The 14,453-nt window shown below is 61.5% G+C and carries 15 protein-coding genes; 1 reads left to right on the forward strand and 14 read right to left on the reverse strand.

From position 1 onward, the window contains the following. Positions 1–79: 79 nt before the first annotated feature. The 14 genes from ABD654_RS07370 to ABD654_RS07435 all read right to left on the reverse strand — a co-directional run bounded on the left by ABD654_RS07370 (position 80) and on the right by ABD654_RS07435 (position 13,643). Complete coding sequence (locus ABD654_RS07370; protein ID WP_344703788.1) at positions 80–1,555, reverse strand: methyl-accepting chemotaxis protein; 1,476 nt, start codon at positions 1,553–1,555, stop codon at positions 80–82. A gap of 21 nt (positions 1,556–1,576) precedes the next feature. Continuing rightward, complete coding sequence (locus tag ABD654_RS07375) at positions 1,577–2,638, reverse strand: protein-glutamate methylesterase/protein-glutamine glutaminase (RefSeq protein ID WP_344703790.1); 1,062 nt, start codon at positions 2,636–2,638, stop codon at positions 1,577–1,579. A 60-nt stretch (positions 2,639–2,698) separates the two neighbouring features. Beyond that, complete coding sequence (gene cheR / locus ABD654_RS07380) at positions 2,699–3,565, reverse strand: protein-glutamate O-methyltransferase CheR (RefSeq protein WP_344703792.1); 867 nt, start codon at positions 3,563–3,565, stop codon at positions 2,699–2,701. 61 nt (positions 3,566–3,626) lie between these two features. Further along, entirely contained in the window at positions 3,627–4,127 is a 501-nt protein-coding gene (gene cheW, locus ABD654_RS07385; RefSeq protein WP_344703794.1) for a chemotaxis protein CheW, read from the reverse strand. Then, positions 4,124–6,493 carry a chemotaxis protein CheW gene (locus ABD654_RS07390; RefSeq protein WP_344703796.1) on the reverse strand — a complete coding sequence of 790 codons (2,370 nt, stop codon included), beginning with the start codon at positions 6,491–6,493 and terminating at the stop codon, positions 4,124–4,126. The genes cheW and ABD654_RS07390 overlap by 4 nt, the downstream gene beginning before the upstream one ends. A gap of 72 nt (positions 6,494–6,565) precedes the next feature. After that, positions 6,566–7,516 carry a flagellar motor protein MotB gene (gene motB / locus ABD654_RS07395; protein ID WP_344703798.1) on the reverse strand — a complete coding sequence of 317 codons (951 nt, stop codon included), beginning with the start codon at positions 7,514–7,516 and terminating at the stop codon, positions 6,566–6,568. Next, positions 7,513–8,382 (reverse strand): flagellar motor stator protein MotA, encoded by an 870-nt coding sequence (gene motA, locus ABD654_RS07400; RefSeq protein ID WP_344703800.1) that lies wholly within the window; start codon positions 8,380–8,382, stop codon positions 7,513–7,515. The genes motB and motA overlap by 4 nt, the downstream gene beginning before the upstream one ends. A gap of 79 nt (positions 8,383–8,461) precedes the next feature. Next, entirely contained in the window at positions 8,462–9,046 is a 585-nt protein-coding gene (gene flhC, locus ABD654_RS07405) for a flagellar transcriptional regulator FlhC (protein ID WP_344703802.1), read from the reverse strand. Next, the gene (flhD, locus tag ABD654_RS07410; protein ID WP_344703804.1) at positions 9,043–9,375 is read right to left on the reverse strand and encodes a flagellar transcriptional regulator FlhD; all 333 of its coding nucleotides are present in this window, start codon (positions 9,373–9,375) and stop codon (positions 9,043–9,045) included. The genes flhC and flhD overlap by 4 nt, the downstream gene beginning before the upstream one ends. Positions 9,376–9,480: 105 nt before the next feature. Beyond that, entirely contained in the window at positions 9,481–9,759 is a 279-nt protein-coding gene (locus ABD654_RS07415; protein WP_344703806.1) for an EscU/YscU/HrcU family type III secretion system export apparatus switch protein, read from the reverse strand. Beyond that, complete coding sequence (gene fliK, locus ABD654_RS07420) at positions 9,752–10,981, reverse strand: flagellar hook-length control protein FliK (RefSeq protein ID WP_344703808.1); 1,230 nt, start codon at positions 10,979–10,981, stop codon at positions 9,752–9,754. Before fliK ends, ABD654_RS07415 begins: the two co-directional genes overlap by 8 nt. After that, a complete protein-coding gene (locus tag ABD654_RS07425) occupies positions 10,978–11,394 on the reverse strand; it encodes a flagellar protein FliT (RefSeq protein ID WP_344703810.1) in 417 nt (138 codons plus the stop codon). Before ABD654_RS07425 ends, fliK begins: the two co-directional genes overlap by 4 nt. A 7-nt stretch (positions 11,395–11,401) precedes the next feature. Next, positions 11,402–11,818, reverse strand: a complete 417-nt coding sequence (gene fliS, locus ABD654_RS07430; RefSeq protein WP_344703812.1) for a flagellar export chaperone FliS — start codon at positions 11,816–11,818, stop codon at positions 11,402–11,404. Between the two features lie 136 nt (positions 11,819–11,954). After that, positions 11,955–13,643, reverse strand: a complete 1,689-nt coding sequence (locus tag ABD654_RS07435) for an HD domain-containing phosphohydrolase (RefSeq protein WP_344703814.1) — start codon at positions 13,641–13,643, stop codon at positions 11,955–11,957. A 187-nt stretch (positions 13,644–13,830) separates the two neighbouring features. On the opposite strand from ABD654_RS07435, the gene ABD654_RS07440 reads away from it, so the two are divergent. Continuing rightward, entirely contained in the window at positions 13,831–14,199 is a 369-nt protein-coding gene (locus tag ABD654_RS07440) for a flagellar protein FlaG (protein ID WP_344703816.1), read from the forward strand. Positions 14,200–14,453: the final 254 nt, after the last annotated feature.

Below are 14,453 nucleotides of genomic sequence, written 5' to 3' on the forward strand. Positions count from 1 at the left end.
GTGCAGCGCTGCCGGCAGGGCCGGCTGCCTGTCATAAAAAAAGGGATGAAAATTCTTTAAAACTCTTCCCAAAAATTCTTTAAAACTCTTCCCAGTCGTCCAGCTCATCCTTGGCCGGCGCCGGTGTGCTACGCGATGCGCCCGCGTAGGTGGGCCGAACGGCACTGCTCGCCGCAGCCGGCAGCGCCGGCGAACGCACGCCCGGCGACGAGCCCGCCTGTTGGCCGGCCAGGCGAAACACCGCAACGGTGTCTTGCAGCTGGCCGGCCTGTTCCTTGAGCGCCTCGGCGGCGGTGGAGGCCTGCTGGACGAGCGTGGCGTTTTGCTGGGTCACCTGATCCATCTGCCCCACGGCCTGGCTTACCTGCTCGATACCGTCGCTTTGCTCCTGGGAGGCGGCGGAGATTTCATCCATGATGTCGGTTACCCGGCGCACCGAGGTGAGCGTATCGGCCATGGTCGAGCCGGCCTGTTCGACCTGCGTCGACCCTTCATTTATCTGGGTCACCGAGGCGTCAATCAAGGTCTTGATTTCGCTTGCGGCATCGGCGCTGCGGCTTGCCAGGTTGCGCACTTCCGCGGCAACGACGGCAAAGCCGCGCCCTTGCTCGCCGGCACGGGCGGCCTCGACCGAGGCGTTAAGCGCAAGAATGTTGGTTTGAAAGGCAATGGAGTCGATCAGCCCGGTAATATCGGCCACCTGCCGAGAACTTTGGGAGATGCCGTGCATGGTCTTGACCACTTCGTCGACCACCGCACCGCCGCGTTCAGCGGTTTGCGCCGCTTCCTGGGCCAAACCGTTGGCTTGGCGCGCGTTTTCTGCGTTCTGGCGCACCGTCGCCGTCAGCTCTTCCATGCTTGAGGCGGTCTGCTGCAGCGAGGCCGCCTGCTCTTCGGTACGCGAGGACAGATCGGCGTTGCCCCCGGCAATGTCCTGGGAGCGGGCGTGAATGTTGCCGCTGCCCTCGCGAACGTTGCCCACGATGCCGACCAGACTTGTCTGCATCTGGCGCATGGTAGCAAAGAGCTGGCCGATTTCGTTGCGGCTGTCCACTTTGATGTCTTCGCTCAGATCCGCCCGGGCGATGGCTTCCAGCCGGGCAACGGCTTCGCGCAGGGGAACAACCAGCACCTTGCGAATGCCCAGGTACAAAAGCAGCGTCAGCAGCGAAGACAGCGCAAGCACGGCAATGCCTGCCACGGCAAAGTCGGCGCGCCTTTGCCGGTAGTCGCTCACCACTTTGGCTCCGCGGCCGCCGGTGATCGCCGCAAGCTGCTGCGAGGCATCGTCGAGCCGGCGCAGCGCCCCGTCCCTCTCGGCGTTCGAGGGGGCACCGCTTGCCAGCACCTCGCGGGCCCGGGCGATCTGCTCACCTGTGCGGTTTACAACTTCTACGTGTTCGGCGTTAAAGCTTTTCAGCGCCAGCAGGCTATCGTTGGCCGACTGGCTTGCCATCCAGCCAAGAGCCGCTGTAAGCAGCACAAGCGCAAGGGAGCACAGCATCACCCCGTTAATGACTTGGCTAATACGGAATCGGCGTAGCAGCGTACCCATGAGGCTCTCCTTGGCGGCAGATTAGACGCGCTGCGCATGGCCGGAGGCCGCGACCAGCGACAGCATGCGCCCGGGAATGTCATCGAGTGCCAGCACCTCCTGGGCCGCGCCGGCGGCCATCGCTTCGCGCGGCATGCCAAAGACCACGCAGGAGGCTTCGTTTTGCGCAAGCGTCGCTGCACCGGCCTGGCGCATTTCCAACAGTCCCTGAGCCCCGTCTTTGCCCATGCCGGTGAGAATCACGCCGATCGCATTTTTTCCCGCCTGCTGGGCGGCCGAGCGAAACAGCACATCCACCGATGGACGATGCCGATTGACCGGCGGGCCGCTATCAAGCCGGGCAACATAGTTCGCCCCGCTGCGCGCCAGTTTCAGGTGCTGATCACCGGGGGCAATATAGGCATGACCCGGCAGCACCCGCTCGCCGTCCGTGGCCTCCTTGACGGTAACCCGGCACAGGCGGTTGAGCCGTTCGGCAAACGAGCGGGTAAACCCGCCGGGCATGTGCTGGGTGATCAAAATTGCCGGCGCGTTGGCCGGCAAGGGTTCAAGCACCGCCCGAATGGCTTCGGTGCCGCCGGTGGAAGCACCGATGATGATCAGTTTTTCGCTGGATACCATCGGCGCACTCAGCTCTTTTCTCGGCGGCGTGTTTTTGTGGCGTGCCTGGCGCGGCCGCGAGCGCGCCGCGGCGCGCAGCTTCTCGGCGATCTCGGCGGCATATTCCATCATGCCGCTGCGAATCCCCAGGCCGGGCTTGGCGACGAAATCCAGCGCGCCAAGCTCCAGCGCTTTCAGGGTGATTTCCGAGCCGGACTGGGTCAACGACGACACCATCAGTACCGGCATGGGCCGCAGGCGCATCAGTCGTTCGAGAAAATCCAACCCGTCCATGCGCGGCATTTCCACGTCCAGCGTGATGACGTCGGGATTGTGCTGCTTGATCAAATCGCGCGCCACCAGCGGGTGCGGCGCCACGGCAACCACCTCCATGTCCGGCTGGGCATTGATAATTTCGGTGAGCAGATCCCGAATCAACGCCGAGTCGTCAACGCAGATGACTTTTATTTTCTTTGTGCTCAAGGCACGCCTCCTGTGACCTGGACGACGGACGCACCAGCGCGTCCTGCTGGCGATCTCATGCTACTTTGCCAGGGTATAAACGGTTTGCCCGCGCAGCTTGAACTCGGGGCTGATGTAGGAAAAGTTTTCGGAATGGCCGGCAAACAATAGCCCGTCCGGCTTGAGCAGCGGCGCAAAGCGCCGAAGAATATCCGCCTGGGTCTGTTTGTCGAAATAAATCATGATATTGCGACAGAAAATGGCATCGAAAGGCCCGTCCAGCGGCCAGCGCGGCGCCAGCAAATTCAACGGCATGAACTCCACCATCGCGCAAAGCTCCGAGCGCACCCGGGCAAAACCGGCATGGCGCCCCGTGCCGCGCTGGAAAAAGCGCTTCATGCGCGCCTGGTCAAGCTTGCGCACCTGCTCCAGCGGATACACCCCCGCCTGGGCTCGCTTGAGCGCATCGGTATCGATGTCGGTGGCCACAATGCGGGACTGGCTGGCCTGTGCGCCCAGGGTTTCCTGCAGCGTCATGGCCAGCGAATAAGGCTCCTCGCCGGTGGAGGCGGCAGCGCACCATATCTTGACCGGCCCGCGCACCTGGCGTACGTGCTCGGCCAGCAGCGGAAAATGGTGCGCCTCGCGAAAAAAGGCCGTCAGGTTTGTGGTCAGCGCGTTGGTAAAAGCCTGCCACTCGCGCGCCTCCGGCTGCTGCTTGAGCCGCGCCAGATAGTCGCTAAAACGCGTCAAGCCGTGGTGGCGCAGCCGTTTGGCCAAACGGCTGTAGACCATTTCGCGCTTGTGTTCTGCCAGCACAATGCCGGCACGCTGATAGATCAGCTCGCAAATGCAGCGAAAGTCGGCATCGGTGAGAATAAGATCGCGCGCGGCGTAGTCGCCGCTGCGCTTAACACCGGTATCCGTGCCGGCAGCAAATTCACTCAAAACGACTCCTTTAGCCTGACAGGCGCCTGTTTTTCGGCGCTTGCGTGCCGAATCGGCAACGCTACGATTCCTGGGTGCTGTCGACCAGGGCCATTTCCTCGCTGGTGAGCAGCTTGTCGATATCCACCAGTACCAGCATGCGATCGTCAAGGCTGCCAAGGCCGTTGAGGAAATCCGAGGACAGCGTCACGCCGAATTCCGGCGCCGGCTTGATCTGCTCCGGGGTCAGCGTCATCACATCAGACACGCTGTCAACCACGATGCCGACAATACGATCGGCCACGTTGACCACGATCACCACGGTCTGGCCGCCATACTCGACGTTTTCCAGACGGAATTTGATGCGCAGATCGACAATGGGCACGATGACCCCGCGCAGGTTGGTCACGCCCTTGATAAAGTCCGGGGCGTTGGCAATCCGGGTGACGTTTTCATAGCCGCGAATTTCCTGCACCTTGAGAATATCAATGGCATATTCTTCATCGCCCAAAGAAAACACCAGAAACTCGCGGTTTTCCGCTTCGGCAGCGGCGAGCACCGCATCGTTGTTGGCTTGGCTCATGACGGCTCAGCCTCCTTTTTGGACAGGACCGTGGGGGAATCGCCGGTATGTCGGCCGGCTTCTTTCTGCTTGCGGCTCAGGCGATGCAGGCCGGTAATGTCAAGAATCAGGGCAACGCTGCCGTCACCCAGAATCGTCGCGGCGGACACGCCCTGAACCTTGCGATAGTTGTCTTCCAGGTTTTTGACCACCACCTGCTGCTGGCCAACCAGCTCGTCGACCAGCATGGCATAGCGCCGCCCTTCCCCCTGAACGATCACCGCAATGCTCTTGGTCGGATCGGTAATGGCATCCTTGACGTCAAGCACTTCGTGAATGGCGATCACCGGCAGGTACTCGTCGCGGACCTTGAGCACGACGTCGTCGCCGGCCATGGCGTACATATCCTCCCGGGCCGGCTGCAGCGATTCCAGCACGGCGGAAAGCGAGAGAATAAACGTTTCGCTGCCCACCTTGATCGACATGCCGTCGAGAATCGCCAGGGTCAGCGGCAGCACGATACGCGTGTTGGTACCTTCGCCCTTTTTCGACTGAATTTCCACACGGCCGCCCATGCCCTGGATATTACGCTTGACCACGTCCATGCCCACGCCGCGGCCGGAAACGTCGGTCACTTCGCTGGCCGTGGAAAAACCCGGGGCGAAGATCAGCTGCCAGACGTCTTCATCGGACATGGTATCGGACACGTTGAGGCCGTTTTCCCGGGCCTTGGCCAACAGCCGCTCGCGATCCATGCCGGCACCGTCATCCTTGACCTCAATCAGGATATTGCCCCCTTGATGCCGCGCCGCCAGCGTTAGCCTGCCGGTACGCGGCTTGCCGGCCGCTTCGCGTTCGTCGGGCATTTCGATGCCGTGATCGAGGCTGTTGCGCACCAGGTGGGTAAGCGGGTCGGTGATACGCTCTACCAGGCTTTTATCAAGCTCGGTGGACTTGCCTTCGGTCACCAGTTCGATGTCTTTTTCCAGCTTACCGGCGGTATCGCGCACCACTCGGGGAAAGCGGCTGAAGACAAATTCCATGGGAATCATGCGGATCGACATGACCGCTTCCTGCAGATCGCGGGCATTGCGCTGCAAAAGGTTCATGCCGTTTTGCAGTGCACCGTTATCGTTGGCCTGAGCATCCAGATCGCTGACCGTCTGATCCAGCATCGACTGGGTGATAATCAGCTCGCCGACCAGGTTAATAATCTGGTCGACCTTGTCCACCGATACGCGGATAGAGGACGACTCGGCGCCGGCCTTTTTCTTTTTCGGCTTGGACTTGGGCTTGGGTTTGGGTTTGGGCTTCGGCGGCGCCTTGGGCGTATCTGCCGCGGCGCTTTCCGGCTGTGCCGGGGTATCCGCCTGCTGCTCGGGCGCCTGCGGGGCGGCAGGCGCTGCGGCGACGGCCGGCTCAGCGGTTTTTTCCGGCTCATCGTCCGCTGCGGGCGCTATATCGATTTGGCCCGGCTCAACAATAAAGCACATGACCGCTTCGATATCGTCTGCGCTGGTCGAACCGCGGAGAATGATCTCGTAGCGCGCCTCGTCTCCGGACTGCTCCACGATTGTGCCCAACTGATTCAGCTCTTCGACCAGCAGCGCACGGTCTTTTTCGTCAACGCCCAGCAGCAGCACGCGCAGCGCCTGCTCTGCTGAGGCAGAGCTCGCCGCGGGCGTGATGTCTACCTGTTCGGGCTCAACGATAAAGCACATGACCGCTTCGATATCGTCGGCCGCAGTCGTTGTGCTGATCGTCACCTCGTAGCGAGCATCATCGCCTGCCTGTTCAAGCACCGTTCCCAGCTGTGCTAGCTCTTCGACCAGCAGCGCGCGATTTTTCTCGTCTACGCCCAGCAGCACAACGCTAAGCGTGGCTTCGCTCTCGTCGTCGGCGGGCGAGGCGTTAGCGGTATCTTTTTCAGGTGCCGTCTCTGGCGCGGGCTCGGATGGCGCAGCCGCTGCGGGCGCGCCGGCGGCCTCAAGCTCTTTGCCCATTTCTTCCAGGGCAATTTGCTGCAAGGCCTGGCAGATGCGCTCAAAGGTTTCGCGATCGGGCTCTTCCTCGTTGCGATAGGCATTTAGCTGGTCGTGCATGATGTCTTTGGCCTCTAAAAACGTATCAACGAGGTCGGTACGCAGCGCAAGCTCACCTTGGCGCGCGTGATCAAGCAGGTTTTCGAAGATATGCGTGGTTTTTTGCAGCACGCTAAAACCAAAAGTGCCCGCGCCGCCCTTGATCGAGTGGGCGGCACGAAAAATGGCGTTGAGCTGCTCACCGTCCGGATTATCCACATCCAGGGCCAAAAGGTGCTGCTCCATGTCGGCGAGCAGCTCTTCGGCCTCTTCAAAAAACGTATCGAAAAAATCGGTTATATCCATGCCGTCCCACCTTGCCAGCTCGTCGTTGTATACCTTGAAGTGCGCTGCACCCGCCTTACTTTGCTGCGGCGTCTATTTTGCTACGGCGTCTATCACGCCCGCCGGGACGTTGATCTCTACACCTGTTTCGCTTTCTACCGCTGGCGCTACGGTTTTTTTGCCCGGCAGCGGTGAGGGCATCTCGGTCATGACGTTCGGCCGACGAATCGCCCGGGCAATCTCCGGCAGCAAGACCAAAAGCTCGATCCGGCGATTGGCCGGATCATCGGGCTGGGTATCCGGTAAAACGACCCGATCGGCAAAGCCGGATACGCGCAACAGCTGAGCCGGGTCCAGCCCGCCGGCAATCAGTTCGCGCCGTGAGGCGTTGGCGCGTTCGCTGGACAGCTCCCAGTTGCTGTAGCCTCGGAAGTTACCGGCGTAGGCGACGCTGTCAGTATGGCCGCTGATGCTTAAATCATTGGGCAGCTCGTTGAGCAGCGGCGCGATCGTACGCAGCAGATTGCGCATATACGGCTCGACCTGATCGCTGCCGAGTTTGAACATGGGCCGCTGCTCGGTATCAAAAAGCTGAATACGCAAGCCTTCACGGGTCAGATCAAAGTGCATCTGGTCGCGCATCTGACGCAGCTCTTCGTCCTCGGCGATTGCCCGCTCGATACGCTCTTGCACGTTGCGAAAAAAACGCCTTTCCTCAACGCTTGGGCGCGAACGCTGCAGGCTGTCAATGCGCGCGCGCTCGCCTTCGCTGTAGGTGGGATCCGGCCCACCGCCGGGAATCGGGCTGGTGCTTCCCGACCCCTCCCCACCGGTAATCGCGGTAACCAGCGGCGTGCTGAAATATTCGGCAACCCCCTGGCGCTGCTCTTTGCTTGCCGTGCTCAGTATCCACATCACCAGAAACAAGGCCATCAGCGCGGTCATGAAATCTGCCAGCGCGATCTTCCAGGCGCCGCCGTGGTGGCCCTGCACCACCTTCTTGCGCCGGATGACAATCGGGCGCCGCTGTTCCCCTTGGCTCATGCACCGCCTGCTTTCTTGGCTTCGCGCACATAGTCTTCCAGCTCAGAAAACGTCGGCCGCTCTGCAATGTGCAGCGCTTTACGCCCGAACTCAATGGCGATCTGCGGGGCGTAGCCGTGCAGGCTGGCCAGCAGCGTCACGCGGATGCACTGCAGCATTTTTTCCGCTTCCTTGGCCTGACGATCCAAGTGGCTGGCGGCCGGCATGATAAAGCCGTAGCCCAATAAAATACCCAAAAAGGTGCCCACCAGGGCATGGGCAATCATTTCTCCCATTTGCGAGGCGCTGGCATCGGCATAGGTCAAGGCCTTGACCACCCCCATCACCGCCGCCACGATGCCAAACGCCGGCATGGCATCGCCCACCTTGTGAATGGCATCGATCGGAATGTGCGCCTCCTGCTCGAAGCCTTCGATTTCGTGGAGCATCAGCTCGTCGATTTCCATGGGCTCCATGCCGCCGCTGACCATCAGGCGCAGGTAGTCCGTTAAAAAATTCAGAATGTGCGAGTCGGCCAAAAGCGCCGGGTGCTCCTGGAACAGCGCACTTTCTTCGGGATTGTCGATATCCCGCTCGATGCCCAGCATACCTTCTCGGCGAATTTTCGACAGCAGTTTGAACTGCAGCGCCATCAGCTCCATGTACAAGGCCCGGTTGTACTTTTTGGTGCGACGCAGCTTGGGGAAAATCTTGAGCGTGGCCTTGATGGCCTTGCCGTTGTTGGACGCAATGAAAGCCCCTACGCCGGCCCCGCCGATGATCAAAAGCTCCAGAGGCTGGTAGATAGGCCCCAGGCTGCCGCCGGCAAGCACATAGCCACCAAACACCGACAGCATTACCACGAAATAACCTAGCAACAGAATCACGGGCGGAGTCCTTTGGCCTTTATCGTAAACGGGCGCTGCGACGCACATCGGCCGGCGCTATGCGTGGGGCCGGGCTATCTTATCGCGTCGGCCGTACCGCACCGTTGTTGAGTGATTGATCCTGGCGGGCGGCGTTTTTTTCTGCCTTGGTCCTGCGCGTCTTGCCGGCCCGAGACGGCGGCTGGCAGATGCCGCACACGTAGTCTTGGGTGGGGGTATGCGCATGGCTGACAAAGCGCCCGGCGCAGCGTGTGCAGGTCGACAGCTGCAGGATATCGCTTTCAAAAAAGCGCACCAGCGTCCATGCTCGGGTGAGCCCCAGCACCGGCTCGGCATTTTCCAGCTGCATTTGCTCGTCGTAGAGCCGATATGCTTTGACAAAGGCTTCAATTCGCTCGCAGCACGTCTGCTCCATAAAGCTTACATACATCGTATAAAAAAGCGACGAGTGGATATTGGGCAGCCAGGTAATAAACCAGTCGGCGGAAAAAGGCAGCATCCCCTTGGGCGGCGAAGTGCCGCGGACTTCCTTGTACAGCCGGATCAGTCGGGTGCGGCTAAGTTCGGTTTCGGTTTCAAGCACCTGAAGCCGCGCGCCCAGCTCGATAAGCTCAATCGCCAGCTGTACCTGGTGCATTTCATCCATCAGGCTTTTCTGGCTCACCGACGCGCCCTTTCATCCGGGCGTTCAAACGGGGTATCGGCGAGCAGCAGCGCCGCATGCAGCCCGGATAATCCCTGATCGCGCGGATCCTGGGTTACCTGTTGCAGGCGCTGGGCGCTAATGCTGGCAAAATGACACAGCAGCTGGTTGCTGCGCGACAGCTGCGTGAGCTGGCGCGCGTTGAGGGAAAGCAGCAGGTCGGCCGTCTCTGCGTCTACCTTCAAGCGGAACATGCCGGCTTCACGATCCTCTCCCAGCAGCCGCTGTGCCAGCAGCAAATAGGCCAGGTTCATTTCCTGTATTTCATCAATAAAGCTCGTTTGACTCATGGCATCGCTTTCGGTTTAGCGCAAATATTGGCGTTGTTTTTTTGCGCTTTTTTGCACATTACATTTTTAAACAGTGCCTACAATGCAAGTATGAGGCGCCGAGTGTCAACGTAACGGCGTAATATCCTCCCCGGAAAGCTCAAAAACCCAGACCAAAAGCTCTGCGATCACCTGATACAGGCTAGCGGGTATCTCCTCGTCGATATTGAGCTGCATCAACAGGGCAACGATCTCCGGGGCATCGTGGACATAAATGCCCTGACGCTGGGCTTCAGACATAATGCGCTCGGCAAGCTCGCCATAGCCCTTGGCCACCACGCGCGGCGCGTTGTCCTGGCCCTGATACGCTAACGCAACGGCTCGGCGGCGCTGCTCTTCACTCATCGCTATCCTCGCTCAAATAGCGCGCCTGCACGTTAACCTGCTTCAGCGCCAGCGCAGACAGCCGCGCTTCCAGCTGCCCCAGCCCCTGCTCCAGCCGCTCATGCACATGCCGGCTAGCGGTGGATAAATCCACGTTCAGCGTTTGCCGATACAGCCGCAAAGACACGTCAAACGCGCCCAGATCAGGCACTTCCAGGCGAAGGTCGGTCTGCCAGTTTTCCTGTGACGAAGCCCCGCCCCCGCTGTCTTCTTCACCTTGCTCTTCCTGCTTTGCCTGACGCTCGGGCACGGTGATCGCCAGCGCCATGAAAATGCCGGCCCATACGTCACCTTCCCAGCGAATGGTCGGCGTAACCAGCATTTCCAACTGCTGACGCACCAGCCCTTGAAGGCTTTCGTGTACCACATCTCGGGATCTATGCGCAGCGGCCTGCGTATCGCGCGTGCTGTTTATTTCTACGTCAGCGCCTTCTGCCCCGGCCGCAGCACCCGCAACCTGATGGGCCGTTGCCGAGCTTGGCAGCAGCACACTTCCCGGCGTGATGAAACCGGCGCTGCCGGTCGTGCCCTGGGGGGTAGTCGAGGCCTGGGCCGGCAGCGCAAAAGGCACCGGGGTCGGCAGCGACAGCAGCGGCGGCTGGGCTGCCACAGGATTACGCATCACGGCAGCACCCGCGCCGGCCAGCGCCCGGCTGCCGGTGGCCTCCGGTAACGCGCGCACGCCGAGCTGCATCTGCGGCTCGCGCAGCAGCTGCTGGCGCGACATATCACCTTGAAACCAGCGTTTGACATGGGCTTCGTAAAACAGTCCGCTATCGCGCACGCTGGCCTCCAGGCGCTGGGCCAGCACCTGGGGGGAGGCAGCCTCGGTTTCTGACATAAGCGGCGCCTGGGGGCGCAGCGCAGAAGGCGGCGCGGGAAAGCGCATCAATACATCGGCAAGGCTGCGCGCCGCGGGGCTGAAGTGCGTTTGCGTGGAACCGGGCGTACCCGACGGAAGTGCGGCGCCACGCTCGCTACCCGGCGCTGCCGGCAGCCGCCCGGCGTTACCGATGCGCGGATCGGCACGGGCGTCCAGGCGCGAGTCGCTGCGCAGCGCGCCGGGCCCTTCCCCCGCATCAACCGGCCGTACAGGCGGGTTGAGCTCCTTGGGTCCCGGCGTGCCTCCTTTGCCCAGCACCTGGTGCAAGAGGGTGTCGATCAGCGGCGTGATGGTGCTCACCGAGGCCTCGGTGCGTCGTCTTCTTCACGATGTGTGTAAAACGCATCGGTTTTGCCCTGCTGCGGGCCGTACGCGCGATGCAGACGCCGCTCTTTTTGCGACACGGCAATCAAGCGGCCAAGTTCATCGCGCCTTGCGACCAGCTGGCGGCGCGTGTGCGCGTCGTAGTCCAGTATACGCTCCAGCAGCTCGGCCTTGCGCTCCTGGTGCTTTGGGTCCAGCGCCACGGTAGCTTCCAGATCACGCAGCTTGTCCACAAGCATCAGGTAATGGGTGCGCTGATCGATCAGTTCAGCCCAGTGCCCGACGCTGGCCAGCTCGTGCATGTGCGCGGCGCTTTCCAGAAGCGCTGCATAAGCGTCCAGCAGCGCCTGCTGGGCGGTGGCACGCGGGGGATGAGTCGGCGCGCTCATGGAAACCTCATGCACTCTGCGACTGGCCGATGTCACGCCACGCAGACGCAATTTCATCCAGCAAGCTTTCCGCGCTGTCCAGGCTTTCCTGGTCATTGCGCAAGTTGGCCTGCAGCAGCAGCCGGGCGATGTAGTCATAGAGCGTTCCCAGCCGCTCGGCAATTTCACCGCCCTTTTCTTGATCGAGTGCTGCCATCAACCCGTTATTGACGATGTCCAGCGCCTTGGAAATGGACTTGCCCTTTTCCACAACGTTACCCGACTGCATGTGAATACGCGCCGCACGAATCGAGGCGCGGGCACCGTCAAACAGCATGACAATCAGCTGGTGCGGGCTTGCCGACATCACACCGCTTTCCACGCCGACCCGCGCATAGGCATCGGCTCCCTTACCGTAGGCGGCCGCTCCGCGAGAATAAGTCATAAACGTAGCCTCTTCTGTGTTCAACTCGCCACCCGTGCGTGCAGCGGCGATACGGATGCCGGCAGATTGCCGTGCCGGCAAAAAAAATATCGGCGGCCGGCGCCGTGACTTTAGTCGCCTGGCCGCTTTTCGCCCTTCAGGTTGATACCGCCACCTCGCTTACCGGCTTGCCCAGCCGCTCTGTCAGATTTTGGCGCACCTGCTCTTGCAGATTTTTGGCTGTGGGCGGCTCAGGGTGTGAAGTTATCTGCACTTCCAGCGGGTTGCCCTGGTCGTCAACGCGCAGCACCCAGGCCAGCTGCTCGCTGGAAAAACGCACCAGCGAGCCCACCGGCAGAACCTTGAAGTGGGCGACGTAACGCTTGATCCAGCGCGGATCAAACTGGGCCGGCTGGCGCAGCAGGTGGCGATAGACCTGCTGGACGGTACGCGCCGGGCGATCAGCACGATCACGGCGCATGGCTTCGACCACATCCACCACGGCGGCGGCACGCGCAAGCTCACCGAGCTGCTCACCGGTCACGCCTTCAGGATAGCCGCTGCCGTCCATGCGCTCGTTGATACCGCCGATCATCGCCCGGGCGACGCTTGCCGAAAGCCACTGGCAGCCGCGCAGCCGCTCTATAATCAGCGGCACGTGCTCTTGCAAGGCGCGGCGGTGCGAGTCGTCAAAGCGGTCCGCCTGGAACAGCACCTGCGGCACCAGCGCCTTGCCCAGATCGTGCACCATGGCGCTTGCCGCAACGGCCTTGCGCACCTCGGGCGGCATGCTGCCCCCGACCAGATCCAACAGCTGCACCGCCACCGCCAGGCTGTGGCGCACCAGCAGCGGTTCACGGGTCATGCAGCGCGTGGCGAACAGCAGCGCCTCGCGGTCTTCTTCGTGAAGGCGCAGCAAGCGATCGGCGTAGTAGGAAAGCTGGCGGGAATCCACGTTGCTGCCGCTTTGCAGCAGCAGCATCTGCGCGTCCAGAAACGCGGCCACCTTGGCCAGGCGTCGGGCAACGGGCGTGGCATAGTGGACAAACTGCCGCCGCCCGATATGCGCCTCCGCCGAGCGCTTTTGCGCTTCAAACAGCGGCGACGGCTGACGCTCGTCCTGGCCCTCCTTGCTATAGCGAGCGGATTCCCGCTCGATTTCACACACGAAATACCATATCTGGCGCTCTTGCTCGGCGCTGCACTGCGTAAAACACAGCCCGACGCGCAGCAGCTGCTGATCGGGATCGGTTTTCTGGTGTCGCACTTCGCCATGAATGGCGAAACGCGTGCCGTCCGGAAATGTCATTGTCAGCTCAAGCGGGCTGTCCTGGGCCTCGGCAAGAATGCCGCTCGCCGTTAGCGGCAGCTCCAGCTGGCAGCCGCTCTGGGACAGATCGCGCAGATCGCCCTGTACGGCGGCGTGATTGACGCCCTGAAGCGTCACGGTCACTTTCATGCCCATGCGCAGCTCGGCGCGAAACGCTTCACGGCGCTGCAGCACGCCAAGCGATGTGGGATAGTCGCTGCAGCATAGATAGCGCCCGCCCACGTACCGGACCTCGGTTAGTACCAGCCGCGGCGTGCGTACCACCTGCCCCCGGACCTGGCCACGCAGGTAAAACGCCTCTCCTGCCTGCAGCCGGGGCAGCCAGTGCTCAACCGACGACAGGTCCATGACCAGCACCTCCCCGGGATGCTGCTCTCGCAGCACAATCGGCTCAGGCCCGGCGGTGGCGTCAGCAAGGCACAGCGATGTGCCGCCGCTTTCAATAAGCGCCTCAAGCAGCTGTGCAATTTCTCTCGCCACGCCTACCGTTTCGTACTCTGTGTTCTGCACGTCCATTATTGCCCTGCTCCTGTGCGCGCCTTAAAGCAAACCGCCCGATCTTGTCAAACAAAACGTTTTATACTAAAGCTTTTTAGCGGCATTGCCGATACGCTACAGGTTGCCAGACAGGAAAAAACGGCGCGGCGACGATCAAACGGCCACACACGCAGCGTTGCAGCGCCACTGCCAAGAGGAAGGACTCATGCATTCTCCCTGGATTGATGCGTCAAGCACGCCTTCACCGCCAACGCTTCACGACACCGCCCCGCGACAGCGCCTGAAAGGCGCATTGAGCGCGCTGCCACCGGCGGATAGCGCACCTTTCGCACACCCGCATCCCCCCGCACCTCAGCCGCTCAGCAGCGCCGATCTGGTCGACCCCGTGCAGCGCATCAACAGCGTTATGCGCCAGCACGGCCTGGAGTTCGACCTGAGCGACGAGCGCGTTGTCACCCGCGTGATCGATCGCGAATCAGGCGAGCTCATCCGCCAGATTCCGGCAGAAGAGGTGCTGCGTATCGCCGAACGGCTGAACGAGCGGCAGGGCAATCTCGTCTCTTCCCGGGCATAGCCGGTCATACAGCACGCAGGCCATGTACAAAGCTGTGCGTACATGCGCGCAGAGCCGTACACCGCTACGTACACCGCCGTACACAAAAGAGGGCGCTGCGCGGCTAGCACAGCACCCGGTAATGGCATACAGTCTGCTTGGCGCCGGGCCTAGTACTACAGTCGTAACTACAGCCGTGATCGTTCATGCATTGCCATCCGGGCTTGCTGCTGCCGACAGTGGCACTGCCAAGCCCGGTACTGGTGCTTTCGTCG

It is taken from the genome of Halomonas cibimaris (assembly GCF_039537045.1).
GTDB classification, from domain to species: domain Bacteria; phylum Pseudomonadota; class Gammaproteobacteria; order Pseudomonadales; family Halomonadaceae; genus Vreelandella; species Vreelandella cibimaris.

Coding starts and splice junctions, on each gene's coding strand:
- ABD654_RS07370 (WP_344703788.1), bottom strand. CDS start 1,555: ATGGGTACGCTGCTACGCCGATTCCGTATTAGCCAAGTCATTAACGGG.
- cheW (WP_344703794.1), bottom strand. CDS start 4,127: ATGAGCCAAGCCAACAACGATGCGGTGCTCGCCGCTGCCGAAGCGGAA.
- ABD654_RS07390 (WP_344703796.1), bottom strand. CDS start 6,493: ATGGATATAACCGATTTTTTCGATACGTTTTTTGAAGAGGCCGAAGAG.
- motB (WP_344703798.1), bottom strand. CDS start 7,516: ATGAGCCAAGGGGAACAGCGGCGCCCGATTGTCATCCGGCGCAAGAAG.
- flhD (WP_344703804.1), bottom strand. CDS start 9,375: ATGAGTCAAACGAGCTTTATTGATGAAATACAGGAAATGAACCTGGCC.
- ABD654_RS07415 (WP_344703806.1), bottom strand. CDS start 9,759: ATGAGTGAAGAGCAGCGCCGCCGAGCCGTTGCGTTAGCGTATCAGGGC.
- ABD654_RS07425 (WP_344703810.1), bottom strand. CDS start 11,394: ATGAGCGCGCCGACTCATCCCCCGCGTGCCACCGCCCAGCAGGCGCTG.
- fliS (WP_344703812.1), bottom strand. CDS start 11,818: ATGACTTATTCTCGCGGAGCGGCCGCCTACGGTAAGGGAGCCGATGCC.
- ABD654_RS07435 (WP_344703814.1), bottom strand. CDS start 13,643: ATGGACGTGCAGAACACAGAGTACGAAACGGTAGGCGTGGCGAGAGAA.
- ABD654_RS07440 (WP_344703816.1), top strand. CDS start 13,831: ATGCATTCTCCCTGGATTGATGCGTCAAGCACGCCTTCACCGCCAACG.